Source organism: Streptomyces sp. NPDC102451 (genome assembly GCF_044765485.1).
In the GTDB taxonomy this organism is placed as follows: Bacteria; Actinomycetota; Actinomycetes; order Streptomycetales; family Streptomycetaceae; genus Streptomyces.
Map to the genome: position 1 here is coordinate 691727 of NZ_JBIWKD010000002.1, position 19452 is coordinate 711178.

Annotated in this window: 21 protein-coding genes; 13 read left to right on the forward strand and 8 right to left on the reverse strand. The window is 70.5% G+C overall.

Annotated features, from left to right (window positions below; translation table 11 throughout):
* The first annotated feature begins 25 nt into the window (after positions 1-25).
* Positions 26-832, forward strand: coding sequence for a VanZ family protein (locus ACIRD8_RS06570; protein WP_403987039.1), 807 nt, complete (start codon positions 26-28; stop codon positions 830-832).
* Here ACIRD8_RS06570 and ACIRD8_RS06575 read toward each other — a convergent pair.
* Positions 829-2574, reverse strand: a complete 1746-nt coding sequence (locus ACIRD8_RS06575; protein ID WP_403987042.1) for a glycoside hydrolase family 6 protein — start codon at positions 2572-2574, stop codon at positions 829-831. The genes ACIRD8_RS06570 and ACIRD8_RS06575 overlap by 4 nt on opposite strands.
* A 1040-nt stretch (positions 2575-3614) precedes the next feature.
* On the opposite strand from ACIRD8_RS06575, the gene ACIRD8_RS06580 reads away from it, so the two are divergent.
* From ACIRD8_RS06580 to ACIRD8_RS06615, 8 genes are all read left to right on the forward strand, one after another.
* Positions 3615-6452: a glycoside hydrolase family 48 protein gene (locus ACIRD8_RS06580; RefSeq protein WP_403987045.1), complete on the forward strand. Its 2838-nt coding sequence runs from the start codon at positions 3615-3617 to the stop codon at positions 6450-6452.
* Positions 6453-6580: 128 nt separating this feature from the next.
* Positions 6581-7096 (forward strand): DinB family protein, encoded by a 516-nt coding sequence (locus tag ACIRD8_RS06585; protein WP_403987048.1) that lies wholly within the window; start codon positions 6581-6583, stop codon positions 7094-7096.
* Between the two features lie 90 nt (positions 7097-7186).
* Positions 7187-7900 carry a DUF4230 domain-containing protein gene (locus tag ACIRD8_RS06590; RefSeq protein ID WP_403987051.1) on the forward strand — a complete coding sequence of 238 codons (714 nt, stop codon included), beginning with the start codon at positions 7187-7189 and terminating at the stop codon, positions 7898-7900.
* 106 nt (positions 7901-8006) lie between these two features.
* Positions 8007-8444 carry a nuclear transport factor 2 family protein gene (locus ACIRD8_RS06595; RefSeq protein WP_403987054.1) on the forward strand — a complete coding sequence of 146 codons (438 nt, stop codon included), beginning with the start codon at positions 8007-8009 and terminating at the stop codon, positions 8442-8444.
* A 128-nt stretch (positions 8445-8572) separates the two neighbouring features.
* On the forward strand, positions 8573-9244 hold the full coding sequence (locus ACIRD8_RS06600) for a TNT domain-containing protein (protein WP_403987056.1): 672 nt from the start codon (positions 8573-8575) through the stop codon (positions 9242-9244).
* A gap of 8 nt (positions 9245-9252) precedes the next feature.
* Positions 9253-9486 carry a hypothetical protein gene (locus ACIRD8_RS06605; RefSeq protein WP_403987059.1) on the forward strand — a complete coding sequence of 78 codons (234 nt, stop codon included), beginning with the start codon at positions 9253-9255 and terminating at the stop codon, positions 9484-9486.
* A 66-nt stretch (positions 9487-9552) separates the two neighbouring features.
* On the forward strand, positions 9553-10542 hold the full coding sequence (locus ACIRD8_RS06610; protein ID WP_403987062.1) for an alpha/beta fold hydrolase: 990 nt from the start codon (positions 9553-9555) through the stop codon (positions 10540-10542).
* Between the two features lie 52 nt (positions 10543-10594).
* Positions 10595-11107 (forward strand): DUF664 domain-containing protein, encoded by a 513-nt coding sequence (locus tag ACIRD8_RS06615; RefSeq protein ID WP_403987065.1) that lies wholly within the window; start codon positions 10595-10597, stop codon positions 11105-11107.
* Here the strand turns inward: ACIRD8_RS06615 and ACIRD8_RS06620 are convergent.
* Positions 11101-11904 (reverse strand): AraC family transcriptional regulator, encoded by an 804-nt coding sequence (locus ACIRD8_RS06620; protein ID WP_403987068.1) that lies wholly within the window; start codon positions 11902-11904, stop codon positions 11101-11103. The genes ACIRD8_RS06615 and ACIRD8_RS06620 overlap by 7 nt on opposite strands.
* 89 nt (positions 11905-11993) lie before the next feature.
* On the opposite strand from ACIRD8_RS06620, the gene ACIRD8_RS06625 reads away from it, so the two are divergent.
* Together ACIRD8_RS06625 and ACIRD8_RS06630 are read left to right on the forward strand one after the other, a co-directional pair.
* Positions 11994-12425 (forward strand): DUF2000 family protein, encoded by a 432-nt coding sequence (locus tag ACIRD8_RS06625; RefSeq protein ID WP_403987071.1) that lies wholly within the window; start codon positions 11994-11996, stop codon positions 12423-12425.
* A gap of 123 nt (positions 12426-12548) precedes the next feature.
* The gene (locus ACIRD8_RS06630) at positions 12549-12836 is read left to right on the forward strand and encodes a hypothetical protein (protein WP_403987074.1); all 288 of its coding nucleotides are present in this window, start codon (positions 12549-12551) and stop codon (positions 12834-12836) included.
* A 21-nt stretch (positions 12837-12857) separates the two neighbouring features.
* On the opposite strand, the gene ACIRD8_RS06635 is transcribed toward ACIRD8_RS06630, so the two are convergent.
* From ACIRD8_RS06635 to ACIRD8_RS06660, 6 genes are all read right to left on the reverse strand, one after another.
* On the reverse strand, positions 12858-13256 hold the full coding sequence (locus tag ACIRD8_RS06635; RefSeq protein ID WP_403987289.1) for a protein phosphatase: 399 nt from the start codon (positions 13254-13256) through the stop codon (positions 12858-12860).
* 41 nt (positions 13257-13297) lie between these two features.
* Positions 13298-13585, reverse strand: coding sequence for an HPr family phosphocarrier protein (locus ACIRD8_RS06640; RefSeq protein WP_403987077.1), 288 nt, complete (start codon positions 13583-13585; stop codon positions 13298-13300).
* 49 nt (positions 13586-13634) lie between these two features.
* The gene (locus ACIRD8_RS06645; RefSeq protein WP_403987080.1) at positions 13635-15605 is read right to left on the reverse strand and encodes a fructose-specific PTS transporter subunit EIIC; all 1971 of its coding nucleotides are present in this window, start codon (positions 15603-15605) and stop codon (positions 13635-13637) included.
* Positions 15606-15687: 82 nt separating this feature from the next.
* The gene (gene pfkB / locus ACIRD8_RS06650; RefSeq protein WP_403987083.1) at positions 15688-16635 is read right to left on the reverse strand and encodes a 1-phosphofructokinase; all 948 of its coding nucleotides are present in this window, start codon (positions 16633-16635) and stop codon (positions 15688-15690) included.
* Positions 16632-17393, reverse strand: a complete 762-nt coding sequence (locus ACIRD8_RS06655) for a DeoR/GlpR family DNA-binding transcription regulator (protein WP_403987292.1) — start codon at positions 17391-17393, stop codon at positions 16632-16634. The genes pfkB and ACIRD8_RS06655 overlap by 4 nt, the downstream gene beginning before the upstream one ends.
* Positions 17394-17532: 139 nt before the next feature.
* Complete coding sequence (locus tag ACIRD8_RS06660) at positions 17533-17784, reverse strand: DUF6296 family protein (RefSeq protein WP_403987086.1); 252 nt, start codon at positions 17782-17784, stop codon at positions 17533-17535.
* Positions 17785-18058: 274 nt separating this feature from the next.
* Here ACIRD8_RS06660 and ACIRD8_RS06665 point away from each other — a divergent pair, with 274 nt between their 5' ends.
* Positions 18059-18313 (forward strand): DUF5133 domain-containing protein, encoded by a 255-nt coding sequence (locus tag ACIRD8_RS06665; RefSeq protein WP_403987089.1) that lies wholly within the window; start codon positions 18059-18061, stop codon positions 18311-18313.
* Between the two features lie 181 nt (positions 18314-18494).
* Positions 18495-19310 (forward strand): PepSY domain-containing protein, encoded by an 816-nt coding sequence (locus ACIRD8_RS06670; RefSeq protein WP_403987092.1) that lies wholly within the window; start codon positions 18495-18497, stop codon positions 19308-19310.
* Positions 19311-19452: the final 142 nt, after the last annotated feature.

Below are 19452 nucleotides of genomic sequence, written 5' to 3' on the forward strand. Positions count from 1 at the left end.
GGAGGTTGGGGGCATCCGTTCCGCCATGACAGCAGAGGCGAATCGTAGTGCACGACGCGGAGGCGTAGGACGTCTACTGCTGCGCGCGGCAGTGCTTGCTGCCGCGTTCGTGGCGCTGGTCGCGTTCTCCGTGGTCCTGGCGAAGCTGACGCTCACGCCGTCGCCCGCCTCGGAGGACATCGTGACCTCCAATCTGAGGCCGGGGCGCTCCCTGCGGCAGTACGCGGAGGACTACACCTTCCTCGCCGCGTGCAAACAGGCGGGCGGAAACATCCTGATGGGCGCACCGTTCGGTGTGCTGTTGCCGATTCTGGTGCCGCGCCGTCTCCGGATGCTCCGGATGACCGTGCTGACAGTGCTCGTCATGGCGGTCGTCGAGCTGACGCAGGGTGCCCTCGTGGCGGGACGCGCCTTCGACATCGACGACGTGATCCTCAACACGACGGGGGCGCTGCTGGGGTATGCGCTGGTGGGTCGGCGCATCAGCCACCGCTACCACGCCCTCTCGGACGAGCCTGCCGCGGCGGACGACAAGAAGCCCGGACCGCGGACGCCGGCCACGAAGAAGCCGGCCGCCGAGCGCGGGGCGAAGCCTGCCGCCGGGACGAAGCCCGCCGCGACGAAGACCCGGGCCAAGGCTGCGGAGGCCAAGCCCCGGGCCAAGGCTGCCGGGGCCAAGGCGACGAAGGCGAAGCCCCGTGGGTCCGGCTCCGCCGCACGCCGGAGCGCGTCCGCGCCGGTGGGTCGCGGACGCGCTCTGCTCGACAGGTGGCGCGGCCGGCGGGAGGGCCCGGGCGGGGGAGCGCCCGGAGCCCGCCGGCGCGGAGCCTAGAGCGCCGGGTAGGCGTTCTTCATGAGCTCCTGGAACTGGGCGGAGAACCACTTGCCGGAGACCGGTGCGTCGGGCAGCGCCCCGGACGGGTTGTTGCCGTTGCGGACGTTACCGGCGTAGTTCGGGTCGCACATCTGGTCGAAGCCCTTGCCCTCGTCGTTCGGGATCTCCTTGCTGGAGCCGTCCGACTCCCCCGGGGGCTTCATCCAGACGTACGCGTCGATGCCCGTGGCGGGTGCCGCCTGCGGCCGTTCGCCGAGACCGGCTCCGGCCTGGTTGCACCAGTTCCCCAGGTGGACGCGCCGGTCGTAGCGGCCGCCGTCCACATAGGTGTCGACGCTGGTGCTCGCTCCCGGGCCGGTCGGCCGGTCCGCGCCGCCCCAGCCGTTGCGTGAGGTGTCGATCAGCATGCCGATGTCGGACTTGAAGCCGACCGAGACCAGCTCGTTGCGGAAGGCCTGGGCGAAGGACTGCTCGTCCGTGTAGCGGTTCCAGTCGACCCACTTCGACTGGCGTACGGAGGTGCCGTTCACGGAGTCGTCGATGGAGAAGTTGTCCTCCGTCGTGGCGCCGTAGTTGGCGGTGTTGGTGATGAAGCCGTGCACGTCGTCGACGGTCGCGCCCTCGGTCGTCGCCGCCTCCTTGAAGAGGTCGGCGGACGGGCCGAAGTTGTCGTCCCAGCCGATCCAGCCGTGGTGGCCCGCGTCGATGTAGTTGTAGACGTTGGGTGCGTCGCCGAGCTTGTTCAGCGCGTAGCCGACACCCTTCTGGTAGTTGCCGTTGGCCTTCATCACGTCACAGGCCGGGGTCGCGGTCGCGCGGCTGCCGGTGTTGGTGACGAGGTTCGGCAGGGAGTCGATCTCGACCGTGGTGACGATGCGCAGACCCGCGTACTTCTCATCGGCGAGGATGGCCGCGATCGGGTCGATGTACTCGGTCTTGTAGCGGCCGATCTCGGTGGGGCCGAGCTCACCGTTGGAGGCGAGCGCCGCGCAGTCGCGCCCGGGCAGGTTGTAGATGACGACCTGGAAGACGAGCTCGCCGGAACCCTTCTGGGCCAGGGCCTCGTCCAGGTGGTCACGCAGGCCCATTCCGCCGTTCGCGCCCTCGATGGCGGCGATGCGGTCGAGCCACACGCCCGTCGGCTGGTCGGCGATCCGGCTGCCGCCCGGTTCGGCGGCGGCGTTGGCCGACCACTCCGGGTTCACGTAGACCTTGGCGCCCTCGTACGGGTTGTTGACCCGGGCCGTCGGACCCGTGGGGTCCGTCGGGTCGGTCGGATCGGTCGGGCCCGACGGGTCGGCGTTGCACGTGACGCCGTTCAGCTTGAAGGTCGCGGGTACGGCGCTGTTGCCGCTGCCCGTCGCGTTGAAGCCGAAGGACGCGGAAGCCCCGCCGGCGAGCGCGGAGTTGTACGAGAGACCCTTCGCGGTAACGGCGGAGCCGCTCTGCGAGACCGTGGCGTTCCAGCCCTGGCTGATCGTCTCGCCGCCGGCGAAGGACCACTCCAGCTGCCAGCCGGCCAGGGCATCACCGGTGTTGGTGACGCTCACCGCGGCGGTGAGCCCGCCGTTCCACTGATTCTGGATCTTGTAATCGACCGTGCAGCCTGCTGCCGCCGCGGCGGAGGCTCCGAAGGGGGCCGCCGCGGTGGCGGAGCCCGCGGCGGCGGCGACGAGTGCGCCCGCGGCTATGAGCGCCATTCGGGATCGGCGCAGGGTGGTGCGGCTCGTGCGGCTCATACGAATTCCGTTTCCTCAGCTGTCGAGGGCGCGCGGGTGCCGCGCAGCCCGATTCCGTACGGGTGGGGTTCCGTCGTGGTCGCTGATCGAGGACGGGGCCGTGAGCGGTCCCAGGTACCGGGCCCGTCCGGGAGAAGAGTCTTCGGTCGCCGAACCCCGCACGGCTCGCGAAGCCGTCGGGGCAGGTGTTCTCGCCGACTCGCCTGCGGCGAGGGGGACTTCGGCGCGACCGGTGCGAGTGAGGCGTTCGAGCGGTCCTCGTTCGCACGGATGGTTGAGCGGTGTGGCGGTGCCACGCTGCGGCGGGCGGTTCCGCGTGCCCGCGGCCCTCATGGCCGATGCCGTCGGCGTGCGCATCGGCCCGTCGGCCGGAACGCGCAGGTGGGTCCAGGGGGTTCAGGCCAAGCCGGTACTCCTCGTTCGGGGGCGCGGGGGCGGTGCGGGTGTCCCTGCCGATGCCCGGCCGCACGGCGTGCGACGAGCTCGTTGTTCCGGACGCCCGTTCCGGGCGGTCCGTCGGCGGGGGCGGGGAGATCCACCGGACCGGTGGAGCCGGTCGGATCCGGAAGCCGTGACCAGGGCTGCGCGAGCGTTGCCGGCCACGCAGAGCACTGCTCCGGGGAGCAGCCTGAACAGGTGCGACAAGTGCGGGGGTGACACGTGAGCGACTCCTTGCAGATCGGGCGTGCCCCCTACGGCACGTCGACTGGTGGAACCGCTCCCACTGGTGTGGCTTGACGTTAGAGCGTCAAGTGGTGTCGGTCAACACACCCGTTCTCATCTCTCGGTATCGAAATAATTCGACTCTTCAAGTCTCTTGACTCTCTTTTTCCTCATCCCCATGCTGGGAGCGCTCCCACTGGTTCAAGGCTTGTGCTCAACCCAGCACACCCCCCATGTCGCCGAGCCGCGAGGAGGTACTGCGCATGCCATCGGGACGCGCACGAAGAACCTGGTTACCTAGAAGACCCGGCAGAACCGGAGCCGGAAACCGACGGCTGTGGACAGCCTTCGTGGCGGTGCTGGCCCTTCCTCTGGGAATGACCGCCGCCGCCGGCGCACCGGCCCAGGCCGCCGCAGTCCAATGCAGCGTCGACTACACGACCAATGACTGGGGTTCGGGCTTCAGCACCGAACTCACCGTCACCAACAGGAGCTCCACCGCGCTCGACGGCTGGACCGTGACGTACGACTACGCCGGCAGCCAGAAGCTCACCAACGGCTGGAACGGGACCTGGTCCCAGTCCGGCAGCACCGTGACCGTCAAGAACGCGAGCTGGAACGGCACCATCGCCGCCGGAGGCGCCGCCACGACGGGCGCGCAGTTCACCTACAGCGGCACCAACACCGCACCGACCACCTTCGCCGTCAACGGCACGGCGTGCGTGGGCGCCCATCAGCCGCCGATCACCGTCCTCACCAGCCCGGCGGCGGGCGCCGTCTTCTCCGCCGGGGACGCCGTTCCCCTGGCCGCCACCGCCGCGGCCGCCGACGGCGCCGGGATCAGCAAGGTCGAGTTCTACGACGACACGAAGCTGCTCGGCACGGACACCACCTCCCCCTACACCCACAGCGCCGAAGGACTCTCCGCCGGCGGCCACTCCGTGTACGCCAGGGCGTACGACAGCCTCGGTGCGTCGGCGGAGTCGACCCCGGCGGGCATCACCGTCGTCAGCGGCCCGGCCGTCGTCGCCACCCCGGCCCAACTCGGCGTCCAGCAGGGCAAGTCGGGGACCTTCGAGGTCTCGCTGTCCACCGCGCCTGCCTCGTCGGTCACCGTCACGGTGGCGCGCAGCGCCGGCAACTCCGGTCTGAGTGTCACCGGTGGCGCGAGCCTCACCTTCACCCCGTCGAACTGGAGCACGCCCCAGAAGGTGACCGTCACGGCCGACGGATCCGGCACGGGAGCCGCGACCTTCACCGTCACGGCCCCCGGCCACAGCAAGTCCGAGGTCACCGTCACCCAGCTCGGTGAGGCGAAGGACTACGACGCCCGCTTCCTCGACCTGTACGGGAAGATCACCGACCCGGCGAACGGCTACTTCTCCTCGGAGGGCATCCCCTACCACTCCGTGGAGACGCTGATCGTCGAGGCGCCCGACCAGGGTCACGAGACGACGTCGGAGGCGTACAGCTATCTGATCTGGCTCCAGGCGATGTACGGCAAGATCACCGGGGACTGGGCGAAGTTCAACGGTGCGTGGGCCACCATGGAGAAGTACATGATCCCCACCCACGCCGACCAGCCCACGAACTCCTTCTACAACGCGTCGAAGCCCGCGACGTACGCTCCCGAGCACGACACCCCGAACGAGTACCCGGCCGTCCTCGACGGATCGGCGTCCTCCGGGTCGGACCCGATCGCCGGCGAACTGAAGAGCGCGTACGGCACCGACGACATCTACGGGATGCACTGGATCCAGGACGTCGACAACGTCTACGGATACGGCAACACACCCGGGAAGTGCACGGCCGGTCCCACCGAGACGGGTCCGTCGTACATCAACACCTTCCAGCGCGGACCGCAGGAGTCGGTCTGGGAGACCGTCACCCACCCCACCTGCGACAACTTCACCTACGGCGGGACCAACGGCTACCTGGACCTGTTCACCGGGGACGCCTCCTACGCCAAGCAGTGGAAGTTCACCAACGCTCCGGACGCTGACGCCCGTGCTGTACAGGCCGCCTACTGGGCCGACGTCTGGGCGAAGGAGCAGGGCAAGTCGGGTGAGGTCTCGGCGACCGTCGGCAAGGCCGCCAAGATGGGCGACTACCTCCGCTACTCCATGTTCGACAAGTACTTCAAGAAGGTCGGCAACTGCGTCGGCCCGACCACCTGCCCCGCGGGCACCGGCAAGGACAGCGCGCACTACCTGATGTCCTGGTACTACGCCTGGGGCGGAGCCACCGACACCTCGGCCGGCTGGTCCTGGCGCATCGGATCCAGCCACGCCCACGGTGGGTACCAGAACCCGATGGCGGCCTACGCGCTGAGCTCCGTCGCCGACCTCAAGCCCAAGTCGGCCACGGGCCAGCAGGACTGGGCCAAGAGCCTGGACCGCCAGATGGAGTTCTACCAGTGGCTCCAGTCCGACGAGGGAGCCATAGCGGGCGGCGCGACCAACAGCTGGAAGGGCAGCTACGCCCAGCCTCCGGCCGGTACACCGACCTTCTACGGCATGTTCTACGACGAGAAGCCCGTCTACCACGACCCGCCGTCCAACCAGTGGTTCGGTTTCCAGGCGTGGTCCATGGAGCGCGTCGCGGAGTACTACCACGAGTCGGGTGACGCACAGGCCAAGGCCGTACTCGACAAGTGGGTCGACTGGGCGCTGTCCGAGACGAGCATCAACCCGGACGGCACCTACCTCATGCCGTCCACCCTCAAGTGGTCGGGCGCGCCCGACACCTGGAACGCGTCGAGCCCCGGGGCGAACTCCGGGCTGCACGTCACGGTCGCCGACTACACCAACGACGTCGGGGTGGCCGGGGCCTACGCGAGGACGCTGACCTACTACGCCGCCAAGTCCGGTGACGCCGAGGCGAAGACCGTGGCCGAAGGACTGCTCGACGGCATGTGGAGCCACTACCAGGACGACGCGGGGATCGCGGTTCCCGAGACCCGTGCCGACTACAACAGGTTCGACGACCCGGTGTACGTCCCGAACGGCTGGACGGGCGCGATGCCCAACGGAGACACCGTCGACAACGACTCGACGTTCCTCTCCATCCGTTCGTTCTACAAGGACGACCCGAACTGGCCGAAGGTGCAGGCCTATCTGGACGGCGGAGCCGCCCCGGTCTTCACCTACCACCGGTTCTGGGCACAGACCGACGTCGCACTGGCTCTGGGGGCGTACGCAGACCTTCTGGAGTGAGTGACCGCGGAACCCAGGGACCCCGGCCGTCAGCAGCAGGCGGCCGGGACTTCCCTGGAGGCGCACGCTGACCAGGCGGGCACGCCAGGCCCTCGCACGAACCGGCCGGCGCGAGGCATGATCATGCGATGACATGGACAGCTCCTGAAGCCACCCGCACCATCGGACCGCTCACCGGCAGCGAGCGCGAGACACTGACCGTCTTCCTGGCTTTCTACCGCAGCACACTGCTGCAGAAGTGCGCGGGCCTGACGGGCCGGCAGCTCGCCGAGCAGACCGTCGAGCCGTCCAACCTCACCCTGCTCGGTCTGATCCGGCACATGGCCAAGGTGGAACGCATATGGTTCCGCCAGGGTCTCGCGGGTCTGTCGCTCCCCTCGATGTACGACCCGGAGAAGGGCAAGGACGCGGACTTCGAGGACCTCTCCCCGGACCGCGCACCCGAGGACTACGCCCGTCTCCTCGAGGAGATCCGCCTCGCCGACGAGGCGGCGGCCGGGGTGCCGCTCGACACCACACTCACCTGGCGCGGCTCGGTCTACTCGCTGCGCACGGTGTACGTCCACATGATCGCCGAGTACGCGCGCCACATCGGACACGCCGACCTCCTGAGGGAACGGCTGGACGGCACCACCGGGGCCTGAAGCCGCCCAAGGCGTCACGCCCGTACAGGATCTGGCGTAATCCGGCCGCCCGGGCGGACTGAAAACGCCGGACCGGGTCACACGGAAGGAATGACGTCCACTGACGTAAGGACAGACAGCACCGGGGACCCCGGCCACGACGGCACGCCGCGTCGCCGCACCCGCACACGGGGATGCCTGCCGTTCGCGGGAGTGTGCGCCGCGGCGCTCGTCCTGCTGCTCCTGGGTTCCCGGATCAGCCTGCTGCCGGGGCTCGGTGGCCTCTTCGGCGAGGAGACCACGGACCGCTCCGGCCCCGCGGTGCTCAAGTCCATCCAGGACATGAGCGCGTACGAGGCGGCATCCGGGAACTTCCAGGTCGTCGTCGACCTGGAGAAGGACGCCAAATTCCTGCCCGACGCAGTCCGGGGCACCCGGACGCTGTACGTCGGCGCGGGCACCGTCGGAGCCTCCGTCGACCTCGGCGATGTCGGGCCCGACGGGGTGACCGTCGACAAGGACCGCACCACGGCCGAACTCGTGCTGCCGCACGCGGTACTGGGCAAGCCCGCACTGGACCCGGACCGCTCCTACGCCGTGTCCAAGCAGCGTGGCCTCCTCGACAGGCTCGGCGACTTCTTCTCCGACAACCCCGGTAGCGAGCAGGCGGTCAACAAGCTGGCCGCCCAGCACATCGGGAAGGCGGCCGAGGAGAGCGGCCTGACGAAGCGGGCCGAGAAGAACACCACCTCGATGCTCCAGGGCCTGCTCGCCTCGCTCGGATTCGAGAAGGTCACCGTCCGCTACACCGATACGCCCGGCTGACCCTCGGCCGCGGCCCCGCTGCCACCGCCCCGCCGGCCCTGCGCCACACTCACCTGAGCGAACGGTCGCCCCGACGGCGACCGTCAGGAGCCGGGGAGTGATGACCATGACCGCCGAAACCACGGAACGCTTCAGGGCCGCCGTCGAGAAGGGCGACCACGCGGCGCTGGAGGAGCTGTTCACCGAGGACGCCCGCCTCTTCAGCCCGGTGAAGTTCACCCCCTTCGAGGGCAGGCCGATGGTGCTCGGACTCTTCGGCGTGCTCCTTCGCACGTTCGAGGACTTCCGGTACGTCGGACACTTCGAGGGTGAGGCGTCCACCAGTGCGGAGGGCACCCAGGAGCCCTCGGAGATCCTGCTGTTCAGGGCGACGGTGAACGGCAAGGCGATCCACGGGATCGACCTGCTCCAGTTCGACGAGGACGGCCGGATCAAGGAGTTCACCGTGATGGTCCGCCCGATGTCCGCGGTCCAGGCGCTCGGCGAGGCCGTCCTGCAGGGTCTCGCCGCCGACGGCCTCGTCCCGGACGGCACGGGCCACTGAGAGAACGCTGTCCGGCCGGGCATTCCCCGGCCGGACGGCGCACGGCATGGCGCAACCGCTGTGCGCAGTCGGTCGGTTACCCTACGTGAGCTCACCGAGCGCTCATCGTCATCCGAGGGGACCCCCGAATGAACCGTATCCGCACAGCACTTGCCGCGATCGGCCTCGCCGCCGGCCTGGTGACCGCACCCACCGCGAGCGCCGCACCGCACGAGGACCGCACGACGGCGGCAGTCGTCCACGATGCGTGCACCGGTGAGTTCCTGGGCGACGCGCGGCTGGGCCCGCAGTGGCTGCCCTCCACGAAGCAGGCCCCCGTCGGCCCGCTGCTCAAGGGATACAAGCGGACAGGAAGCCTGTCCCCCTCGGCCTTCCTGAACAGGTACTGGGAGGGACCGGCGGACACGGGCAGCTGGAAGTACCCGCCCAACGACGGCTTCGCCGAGGTCAACGGCCAGATCGACAAGGAGCCCGCGAAGCTGCGCACCGGCCAGCGCCTGGACCGCTTCGGATCGGAGTTCGGCGGTTACCTCGCACCGGCGGGCGACGCCTACAAGGAGCGCGCCCTGCCCCCGCAGAACCTCAACACCCGCGACACCGAGGTCCCCTGCGACTACCGTGTCTACAAGGTCGCCAAGCCGTTCTGGGTCTGGCAGGGCAGCATCGCACCGTGGTTCGAGCAGCCCGGCGGTGGCCAGCAGATCAAGCTCGACGCCGTCTTCCTCGACCCCGGCGCGGGCCAGCGGCTCAACGTGAAGTGGCTGCTGGACCACGCCTACCTCACCGCCGTGGGCGCGTAGTACCCGCCATGGAACGCCGGGAACTGCGCACCGCGCTGCACACGGCCGGCGTGGCCGACGGCTACTACCGCATCGAAGGCGTGCACGAGCCGGCCCCCACACCACCCGACTTCCTGTTCCTGCGGAAGGCGCCCGACGGGGTGTGGGAGACCGGCGCGTACGAGCGCGGCACGTACGAGGTGATCGCCCGGCACCCGGACGAGGCGGCGGCCTGCGCCCACCTCCTGCACCTCCTGGTCTGACGGGGGCGCAGACGGGTTTGCCGTAATGGCAAGTTCTCTTGGCCGCTGGTCCCGCGGCCCCGAATGATGGTCGTGCCGGCAGGCACCGATCACCCGAGGAGAACCATGCCGCAGCACGCCCCCGGCGGCCGGATCCATCTCCTGGAACAGGGGACCGGCCCGCTCGTCCTCATGATCCACGGCTTCCCCGAGACGTCGTACTCCTGGCGCCACCAGCTCTCCGCCGTCGCCGCGGCGGGCTTCCGCGCGGTCGCCGTCGACGTACGCGGTTACGGGCGTTCCTCGGCCCCCGGGCCTGTGGACGCCTACCGGATGACGGCCCATGTGGCCGACAACGTCGGCGTCGTGCACGCCCTGGGGGAGGAGAGCGCGACCGTCGTCGGCCATGACTGGGGCTCGTCCATCGCGGCCGACAGTGCGCTGCTGCGCCCCGACATGTTCAAGGCCGCGGCCCTGCTCAGCGTCCCCTACGCCCCCTGGAACCCGGTCCGGCCCACCGACGGTTTCGCCCGTATCGGCGGGGACGAGGAGTTCTACGTCAGTTACTTCCAGCAGCCCGGCCGCGCCGAGGCGGAGATCGAACCGGATGTACGCGGATGGCTGGCGGGGTTCTGCACCTCGCTCTCCGGCGACACGATGCCGCCGCCCGGCACGGACAGCCCCTTCTTCGTGCCCACCGGAGCGGCCATGCGGGACCGCTTCACCGGCGGTGCTCTGCCGTCCTGGCTCTCCGAGGCGGATCTGGACGTCTACAGCGCCGAGTTCGGAAGGACCGGCCTCACCGGCGCCCTCAACCGCTACCGGAACGTCGACCGCGACTGGGAGGACCTGGCCGCCTGGGACGGAGCCCGCCTCACCTGCCCCGCCCTCTTCATCGGGGGCGCCCTCGACTCCTCCACCACCTGGATGGCGGATGCCATCGCCGCCTACCCCACGACTCTTCCGGGCCTGGTCTCCTCGCACATCCTGGACGGGTGCGGGCACTGGATCCAGCAGGAACGCCCCGCGGAGGTCAACGCCCTGCTGACGAAGTGGCTGCACACCGTGCACCCGTGACGGCCGCGTGTCGAAGTCGGGGCCCCGTCCGGGGACCGTCCATGGTGGTCGTATGAACAGTGCAGGCATTCTCGCCGATGCGTTCGAACGTATCCATGAAGCGGTGCACGCCGCAGTCGAGGGTCTCCCGCCCGAGGACCTCAACGCCAGGATCGACGACGACGCGAACTCCATCGCCTGGCTCGTGTGGCACCTCACGCGCGTCCAGGACGACCATGTCGCCGACGCGGCGGGCACCGAGCAGATCTGGTTCGCGAAGGACTGGGCGTCCCGCTTCGAACTGCCCCTGGAGGAGGGCTCGACCGGCTACGGACACAGCAGCGCGCAGGTGGGTTCCGTGACGGTGGGGTCGGGCGACCTCCTCCTCGGCTACTTCGACGCCGTGAACGAGCAGACCCTCGGCTTCGTCCGGGGACTCGACGGCCGGGCCCTGGACCGCGTCGTGGACGACGCCTGGTCGCCGCCGGTGACCCTCGGCGTACGGCTGATCAGCGTCATCGCCGACGACCTGCAGCACGCGGGGCAGGCGGCGTTCGTCCGAGGCGCGCTGGAGCGCCGTCAGTAGGCCGCGGATCCGGTGCGCGCGTAGTGCCCCGGACTCGTGCCGACCACGCGCTTGAAGTGCCGGGAGAAGTGGGACTGGTCGTAGAACCCGACGGAGGCCGCGACCTCCGGCGCGCGCATCCCGCCGAGCAGCAGCCGGCGGGCCAGATCGACGCGGCGGCCCGTCAGGTACTGGTGCGGCGCCATGCCGAACTCCCGGCTGAACGCCCGTACCAGGTGCGCGTGATGGGTGTGCAGACGCTCGGCCGCATCGCGCAGCGCCAGCCCTTCCACGAAGTGCTCGTCGAGCAGATCCCGGAGCGCGTACGCGACCCGCCGGTCGGGCACCTGCGGGGCGACGGCCTCGTCGCGCAGGTGCCCGGCGAGACGTTCGGAGACGAGCGCGAGACGGCTCTGCGCCTCCAGCTCGTCCCCGGGGCGCTCGAGCGTCCGGTGGAGCTGGTCGACACGGTGGCGCAGCCTCGGATCCCGCAGCACGGGCCGGTCGACCGCGCGACCGACGAGATCCACGTCGATCTGCGCGGTGTTCAGATAGAGGACGCGCTTGCGGAACCCTCCGGGAGTCGCCGCACCGCCGTTGTGCGGGACGTGCGGAGGCAGCAGCGTCACGACCGAACTGGGCGCCCCGTGCTCATGGCGGTCCAGGTCGTAGCGGACCACACCCTCGTCGACGATGAGCAGTGTCCACGCGTCGTGCGTGTGCATGGGATACGCGTGGTCGGCGAAGTGCGCGTGGAAGACCTCGTCGATCCCCTCGACGCGCGGACGCCACGCGCTGATGTCCGGACGTGCTCCCATGGATGAAGCGTACAAGGGCGTCCCGGGCCGCAGCGGCGTGCAAACTTCGTACAAGACGGCCGCCGCCCCGGTTCGCCAGACTTCGTGGCATGACCGACGACAACGCACCCGTACGCTTCGACACCAAGATCGCTGTGCTGCTCCGCGACGACCTCGAGACCTGGCAGCGCCTGAATGTCACCGCCTTCCTGGTCAGCGGCCTCGGCACCCAGGTGCCCGAGGTGATCGGCGAGCCGTACGCGGACGCCGACGACACCCCGTACCTGCCCATGTTCCGGCAGCCGGTTCTCGTGTTCGCCGGGTCCAAGGAGCTCCTGACCACCGCGCACACCAGGGCGGTCAGCAGGGGAGTGACCTCGGCCGTGTTCACCTCCGACCTCTTCGCGACCGGCCATGACGAGGCCAACAGGGCCGCGGTCCGCGCGGTGCGGAGGGACGCGATGGACCTGGTGGGCCTGGCCGTCCACGGGCCGCGCAACGCCGTCGACAAGATCCTCAAGGGTGCCTCCATGCACCCCTGACCGGCGCCTCGGTGTCACCGGACGGATACTCACGGACACACCCGTGCGAGTGATGGTGACCGGTGCCATACTCAAGACAAGTCCGCTTGACAGGCTTGTCATCGTCCCGAAAGGCGACGCGTCATGAACTGGGCATCGTGGACCACCCTCGGTGTCTTCGCGGGAACCGGCGGAGTGCGCACCGAAGAGGTAGGTGTCGTGAGCGGTGATCTGACCGTACACACGACGTGGACCGAGGAGCAGGCCGAGGTCGCTGTCCAGTACAGCGGTGCATCGGACTGGTTCACTTTGGCCGGCAGTCCGGTGCCGTGCTCCTCCGAAGAAGCGAGCAGGGATCTCCACCAGAGAGTCGTCGAGGCGGTACGCACCGGCGGCGGAGCCACGGTTCCGGTTCCGCACGCGGTGGAGTGACCGCACACCGGCGAGGCACGGTCAGGTTTCCGCGAAGCGCACCACGTACCGCCGCTGCCAGGGCGTCTCGACGGCCCTGGGGTGATAGTTGCGGCGGACGTAGGCGACGGCTTCCGCCGCCGGGACCCCGTCGAGTACGGCCAGACAGGCCAGAGCCGTGCCCGTCCGCCCCCGGCCGCCCGCGCACGCCACCTCGACCCGCTCACCGGGGGCGCGGCTCCACGCCTCGGTGAGGATGAGGCGTGCCGCCTCCTTGTCGGCCGGCAGGCGGAAGTCGGGCCAGCGGAGCCACCGCGACTCCCAGGTCACCGGGGGTGGCGGACCGCCCAGCAGATGGACCGCGAAGGCGGGCTCCGGCCCCTGGGGGAGCGGACGCCTCAGGCCGCGGCCACGCACCAGCCGGCCCGACGGCAGCCGCATCACGCCCTCGTCCGTCGGGTCCCAGGTCGTTGCCGGCACGCTCAGTCCTTCCCGTCGAGGTCCTTCACGTCGAGGTCCCGGGAGAGCAGGCTAGCGAGTTCCTCGACTGCGTCCGGAGCGCTTTCGCCCACGGCTGAGAGCACCAGCAGATCGCCGTGCTGAGCCGCCAGGGCGAGCACGGAGAGCATGCTCCGCGCGTCGACCGGGGCGCCGCCCTCGCGTGCGACGGTGACGGTGACCGGCTGGCGCGCCGCCGCCTGCACGAAGAGCGAGGCGGGACGGGCGTGCAGGCCGCTGCGGGAGCCGACGGAGACGGTGCGCTGGTACACGGGTTCACTCCTGGGTGAAGAGGGATCTGCGGTTCGGGAGGTACGGGGATCAGGCGGCCACGGCGATGCCGGAACCGTCGTCGGCCGGGACGGTTCCGGGGTTCCGCCTCAGGCCCTTGAGGGCGACGACCAGAGCGGTGGACACCGCGGTGCCGACGGCGATCGCCAGCAGGTAGAGGAACGGCTCGCCGATGAGCGGGACGACGAACACACCACCGTGCGGGGCGCGGAGCGTACAGCCGAACGCCATGGACAGGGCGCCCGTGACGGCCCCGCCCGCCATCACCGACGGGATCACCCGCAGGGGGTCCGCCGCGGCGAACGGGATCGCGCCCTCGGTGATGAACGAGGCGCCCAGTACCCAGGCCGCCCTGCCGTTCTCCCGCTCGGTCGCGGTGAACAGCTTGCGGCGTACGGTCGTGGCGAGGGCCATGGCCAGCGGGGGCACCATGCCGGCCGCCATCACGGCGGCCATGACCTTGAGGCTGCCGGGCGTCGGATCGGCCAGCCCGCCGACCGCGAAGGCGTACGCCACCTTGTTCAGCGGGCCGCCCATGTCGAAGCACATCATCAGGCCGAGGACGACGCCGAGGATGACCGCGTTGGAGCCGGACAGTCCGTTCAGCCAGTCGGTGAGGGCGTTCTGCAGCGAGGCGATCGGCTTGCCGACCACGATGAACATCAGGAAGCCGACCGCGATCGACGCGAGCAGGGGGATCACCAGCACCGGCATGATGCCGCGCAGCGTGGGATGCACCTTGACCCGCTGGATCGCCATCACCGCCGCACCGGCCAGCAGGCCCGCCACCAGACCGCCGAGGAACCCCGCGTCGATGGTGAGCGCGATGGCCCCGCCCACGAACCCGGGGACGAGGGCGGGCCGGTCCGCCATCCCGTAGGCGATGTACCCCGCCAGCACCGGGACCAGGAAGCCGAAGGCGGCGGACCCGATCTGGTTGAGGAGCGCGGCCCAGCTGGCCGCCTCGCCCCAGACGAAGTGATCGGCCACTGACTTGGCGCTCGCGATCTCGTACCCGCCGATGGCGAAGGAGAGGGCGATGAGCAGCCCGCCGGCCGCGACGAACGGCACCATGTAGCTGACACCGGACATCAGATAGGTCCGCAGCCGGACACCGAAGTGCCCGGACGCCCCCGCGGAACCGCCCGCACCGGCCTCCGCTTCCTCGCGGCCCTCGGCGAACTTGCTGATCTCCCCGCGCTCGGCCTTGCGCCGGGCCTCGGCGATGAGCTCGGCGGGCCGGTTGATCCCGGCCTTCACCCCGGTGTCGACCACCGGCTTGCCGCCGAACCGCGCCTTCTCCCGTACGTCGACGTCGTGCGCCCAGATGACGGCGTCCGCGGCGGCGATCACCGCCGGATCCAGTCGCTCGAAGCCCGCCGACCCCTGTGTCTCGACGTCCAGGACGACGCCCTGGGCGCGTGCGGCCGCCTCCAGCGACTCGGCGGCCATGTAGGTGTGCGCGATCCCGGTCGGGCAGGACGTGACGGCGACGATACGGAACGGCTCGGCCGCCTCCGCCGCGGCTGTGTCCTCCGGTTCCGGCACCGCCGCGGGAACCTCTTCGCCGCGGATCAGGGCCGCCGCGGCGGCGGGATCCGCCTCGGCCCGCAGCGCGCCGGTGAAACCGGGGTCCATGAGCCTTCTCGCCAGACCGGACAGGATGGTGAGGTGGTCGTCGTCCGCACCCGCGGGCGCGGCTATCAGGAAGACGAGATCCGCGGGACCGTCCGGGGCGCCGAAGTCGATGCCGCCCGCGCTGCGGCCGAAGGCCAGCGTCGGCTCGGTGACATGCTCGCTCCGGCAGTGCGGAATGCCGATGCCGCCGTCCAGGCCGGTCGGCATCTGGGCCTCGCGGGCCGCCACATCGGCTAGGAAGCCGTCGAGGTCGGTGACGCGGCCGGCCGCGACCATGCGGCCGGCCAGTGAACGGGCGGCCGCGTCCTTCGTCTCGGCGGACAGATCGAGATCGACCAGGTCCGCGGTGATCAGCTCACTCATCGCGGGGCTCCTTGCTCGTGGACCGCCCGGTGGACGGCGCGTGGGAAGGGGTAGTCGTACGGCTGGACAGGGAAGGGGCGGGTCATGGGGCCTGCTCGGTGAGGGGCAGGTCCATCGGGATGTCCGCGGTGGTGACCACCGCGGACGGATCGAGGTCGGCGGGCGTCGGCATGGCGCTCCCGGGCAGCTGCACGGCGGCGGCGCCATGGGCAACAGCGGCGGACAACGCCGCCCGGCCCGTGCCGCCCGCGGACAGGAACCCCGCGAGCGAGGCGTCCCCCGCACCGACGTCGCTGCGGACGGCGTCCACCCGCGCCACGGCGAAGTGCGCTCCGGACGGCTCCACCAGCAGCTGTCCGACGGCGCCCAGACTGGCGAGCACCGACCGCGCGCCGAGCTCGCACAGCTCCTGCGCGGCCTTGAGCGCGTCACCGACGGTCGCGAGCGGGTGGCCCACGGCCTCGGCGAGCTCCTGGGCGTTCGGCTTGATCACGTCCGGCCGCTCACCCAGCGCGGCGACGAGCGCCGCACCGGAGGTGTCGAGCGCAATCCGTACGCCGGCCCGATGGCTCCGGGCGACCAGTTCCGCGTACCACTGCGGGGGCAGGCCGCGCGGCAGACTTCCGCAGCAGGCGATCCAGTCCGCGCCCTCCGACCGGGCCCGGACGGCGTCCAGCAGACGTTCGGCCTCGGCAGGGGTGATCTCGGGTCCCGCCGCGTTGACCTTGGTGAGCGTGCCGTCGGGTTCGACGAGAGTGATGTTGATACGGGTGCTGGCGGCGATCGGCACCCCGGCGGCCTCGATGCCGTGTTCTCCGAGCAGCCGGGCCAGCAACGCGCCCTCGGGCCCGCCCAACGGTGCGACGGCCACCGTGCGGTGCCCGGCGGCGGCTACCGCGCGCGAGACGTTGACGCCCTTGCCACCGGGGTCGACACGGTCCGCGGTGGCCCGCAGAACGGCGCCACGGGTGAGCCCGGGCAGTTCGTACGTGCGGTCCAGGCTCGGGTTGGGGGTGACGGTGAGGATCATGCGCGTACCACTTCCGTGCCCTGGCTCTCGATGGCCCGGGCGTCCTCGGGGCTCAGCCCCGTATCGGTGATCAGCAGGTCGACGTGGGAGAGGTCGCCGAAGCGTGCGAAGTGCTCCTGACCGGACTTGCCCGAGTCGGCGAGGAGCACCACCCTGCGGGCCGCCGCGATCACGGCACGCTTCACGGCCGCCTCGGCCAGGTCAGGGGTGGTCAGGCCGGACTCGGGGGAAAAACCGTTCGTGGCGAGGAAGACGACGTCCGCCTTGATCTCTGCGTACGCGCTCAGCGCCCAGGCGTCGACAGCCGCGCGGGTGCGGTGCCGGACCCTGCCGCCGACCAGGTGCAGTGCGATCCCCGGGTGATCGGAGAGGCGGGCGGCCACCGGCAGGGCATGGGTGACCACGGTGAGACGGGAGTCGATGGGGACGGCGGCCGCCAGCCTGACGGTCGTCGTCCCGGCATCGATGATGATGTTGCCCTCGGCCGGGAGCTCGCCCAGCGCGGCGGTGGCGATGCGGTCCTTCTCATCGGCCGCGACCGTGTCGCGCTCGGCGAGATCCGGCTCGAAACCGAGCCGCCCGGCCGGGATCGCGCCACCGTGCACCCGGCGGAGGAGCCCCGCCCGGTCGAGAGCCTTGAGGTCGCGCCGCACCGTTTCCGCGGTCACCTGGAACTGCTCGGCCAGGGACAGCACGTCGACGCGCCCGCTCTCCCCGGCGATGCGGAGGATCTCTTGCTGCCGCTCCGGTGCGTACATGTGGTTACGTTTCCGTTTCATGCCCGAGTCTGTGGGTTCACCGGCAGACTACGGTCGCACTTCAAGAAAGTAAACACACTCGGGCGGGGACTGGGCATGAACGGACTTCGCCCCGGCGGCTGCGGCGGTCCGGAGCCCCTCAGCCCTTGCCGTGCGCCCCGCGTGGACTCAGCGGCCGGGCCAGCAGGGGCGCCCCCAGGACCTGGTGACCGCCGCTCGCCTGCATGCGCACCTCGCCGCGCAGGCTGATCTCCGCCCGCACGATTCCCGTCTCGTCCTCGTAGACCGGGTACCCGCCCGCACCGGAGCGGGCCGTGAGGTGGACGACGACCACGTCGTCCTCGGCGCCGCCCGCCTGGAAGATGAGCTCGTAACTCTCCGGGTAATCCATGACCACCTCCGACCGGGCACGGCAGAAGTCGCTCGCCCGTCAGCTCCATTGTTTCCCACCGGAGCGCACGGCGCTCCGGGGATCATGGCCGGGTGACCGTCCGTGATTGCGGATGCGGAATGGGTGAGGCGGGGCGACCATCATCTGCAAGGGATCGGACGCGTGCTGTCAGCTTCGCACGGCCGCCCGTGACGCCAGGCGTACCGCCGGCGCGATCGGACTTCGTCGGCGCGGGGCCCACGGGCTCCCGGCCGCCCTGTGGAGAGGAACTGCCGTGCTGATGGCCAATCCCGCAACGCTGCGGAATCTCGTCAAGCGCTACGAGACACTGCGAAGCGCCCATGCACGGCTCGGCACTTCCGAGAGCAGCCGTCAACTCGAAGATGTCTCCTACACCCTCTGCGTCACCACCGGAACCAGGACCGTGCCCGACGCCCTGGCTGCCGCGGCGGTTCAGCTGCGCGGCTTCCCGGCGGCCGGATCGCTGGGCCCCGCGCCGGGGGCGGCCGAGGTGCAGCTGACCGCCTGACGCCGCACAGCTCCCGTCAGGAAATGGCGCCGGTTCCGTCGGACCGGCGCCATTCGCCTTGTCCGGACCGCACCGGGCGGGAATCGCGCGACACGCCGAATGGGCGGACGGCACCGTCGATCGGGTGACTCCCACCGGTCGGACAACATGACTGTTCGTGTGGACGGCTAGGCATGTCAGCATGAGATTTGAGCCCCGCCGAAACAAGACCGTGTCCCCGCGTGCCCGTCGGCTCCGCCTCGCCGGCGGCGTCCTGTGCGCCGCTGCTCTTGCCGCCACCCTCGTGACCGGTTGTGGTCAGGACAGCGGTGACGAGACCGCCGCGGCCACCTCTGAGGCTGCGAAGGTCCTTCCGAAGCAGACGACCAGCCCCTCCGGGACGGCGCAGCTGACCGAGGACCAGGCCAAGCGCAAGGAACTGCTGTCGACCGTGAAGGTCACCTTCGACAAGGCCGCAACGACGGCCGTCGGCGAGGTGTCCGGTGGCAAGCTGACCGACCTGGACCTCGAGGGCCTCGACGACGAGGACGACGCGACCGGCAGCCCGAGCCCGACCGGCAGCCCGACGGGCGGCACCAGCCCGAGCCCGACCGGCAGCGAGAGCCCGGGCGGCACCGGCAGCCCGAGCCCGAGCGGCAGCGCCGGCAGCCCGAAGTGGGTCGCGGAGGTCGCCGAGGAGGACGGAACCGCCCACAACGTGACCATCGACGCGGTGACCGGAAAGGTCCTCGACTCCTCGCCGGACGCCGACCAGAGCGACGCCGACAAGCAGGAGCTGGCGGACCAGATCTCCAAGGCGACGCAGACGCCCCAGCAGGCGGCCAAGGTCGCCACGGACAAGAAGCCCGGCACGGTCACCTCGGCGGGCCTCGACGAGAACGACAGCAACGTTCTGGTCTGGCAGATCGACGTGGTTTCCAAGGACTGGAAGAAGACCACCTTCGACGTGGACGCGGCCAAGGGCACGATCACGGACGAGCAGGTCGACAACGACTGATCACAGCACCGACGGACTCATCGGTGGGGGGGGGGGGGGGGGGGGGCCCCCCCGGGGGGGTTTGCGGGCCGACGGGGGCCGGGGGGACCCCCGCGCGGCCCCGCGGGGGCCCGGGGCGGCCCCCGCGGGCCCCGCGCGCCTC

Bases quoted from the DNA above. Each gene is read 5' to 3' on its own strand.
- ACIRD8_RS06570 (WP_403987039.1), top strand. From the start codon at position 26: ATGACAGCAGAGGCGAATCGTAGTGCACGACGCGGAGGCGTAGGACGT.
- ACIRD8_RS06575 (WP_403987042.1), bottom strand. From the start codon at position 2,574: ATGAGCCGCACGAGCCGCACCACCCTGCGCCGATCCCGAATGGCGCTC.
- ACIRD8_RS06580 (WP_403987045.1), top strand. From the start codon at position 3,615: ATGACCGCCGCCGCCGGCGCACCGGCCCAGGCCGCCGCAGTCCAATGC.
- ACIRD8_RS06585 (WP_403987048.1), top strand. From the start codon at position 6,581: ATGACATGGACAGCTCCTGAAGCCACCCGCACCATCGGACCGCTCACC.
- ACIRD8_RS06590 (WP_403987051.1), top strand. From the start codon at position 7,187: ATGACGTCCACTGACGTAAGGACAGACAGCACCGGGGACCCCGGCCAC.
- ACIRD8_RS06595 (WP_403987054.1), top strand. From the start codon at position 8,007: ATGACCGCCGAAACCACGGAACGCTTCAGGGCCGCCGTCGAGAAGGGC.
- ACIRD8_RS06600 (WP_403987056.1), top strand. From the start codon at position 8,573: ATGAACCGTATCCGCACAGCACTTGCCGCGATCGGCCTCGCCGCCGGC.
- ACIRD8_RS06605 (WP_403987059.1), top strand. From the start codon at position 9,253: ATGGAACGCCGGGAACTGCGCACCGCGCTGCACACGGCCGGCGTGGCC.
- ACIRD8_RS06610 (WP_403987062.1), top strand. From the start codon at position 9,553: ATGGTCGTGCCGGCAGGCACCGATCACCCGAGGAGAACCATGCCGCAG.
- ACIRD8_RS06615 (WP_403987065.1), top strand. From the start codon at position 10,595: ATGAACAGTGCAGGCATTCTCGCCGATGCGTTCGAACGTATCCATGAA.
- ACIRD8_RS06620 (WP_403987068.1), bottom strand. From the start codon at position 11,904: ATGGGAGCACGTCCGGACATCAGCGCGTGGCGTCCGCGCGTCGAGGGG.
- ACIRD8_RS06625 (WP_403987071.1), top strand. From the start codon at position 11,994: ATGACCGACGACAACGCACCCGTACGCTTCGACACCAAGATCGCTGTG.
- ACIRD8_RS06630 (WP_403987074.1), top strand. From the start codon at position 12,549: ATGAACTGGGCATCGTGGACCACCCTCGGTGTCTTCGCGGGAACCGGC.
- ACIRD8_RS06635 (WP_403987289.1), bottom strand. From the start codon at position 13,256: ATGCGGCTGCCGTCGGGCCGGCTGGTGCGTGGCCGCGGCCTGAGGCGT.
- ACIRD8_RS06645 (WP_403987080.1), bottom strand. From the start codon at position 15,605: ATGAGTGAGCTGATCACCGCGGACCTGGTCGATCTCGATCTGTCCGCC.
- pfkB (WP_403987083.1), bottom strand. From the start codon at position 16,635: ATGATCCTCACCGTCACCCCCAACCCGAGCCTGGACCGCACGTACGAA.
- ACIRD8_RS06655 (WP_403987292.1), bottom strand. From the start codon at position 17,393: ATGTACGCACCGGAGCGGCAGCAAGAGATCCTCCGCATCGCCGGGGAG.
- ACIRD8_RS06660 (WP_403987086.1), bottom strand. From the start codon at position 17,784: ATGGATTACCCGGAGAGTTACGAGCTCATCTTCCAGGCGGGCGGCGCC.
- ACIRD8_RS06670 (WP_403987092.1), top strand. From the start codon at position 18,495: ATGAGATTTGAGCCCCGCCGAAACAAGACCGTGTCCCCGCGTGCCCGT.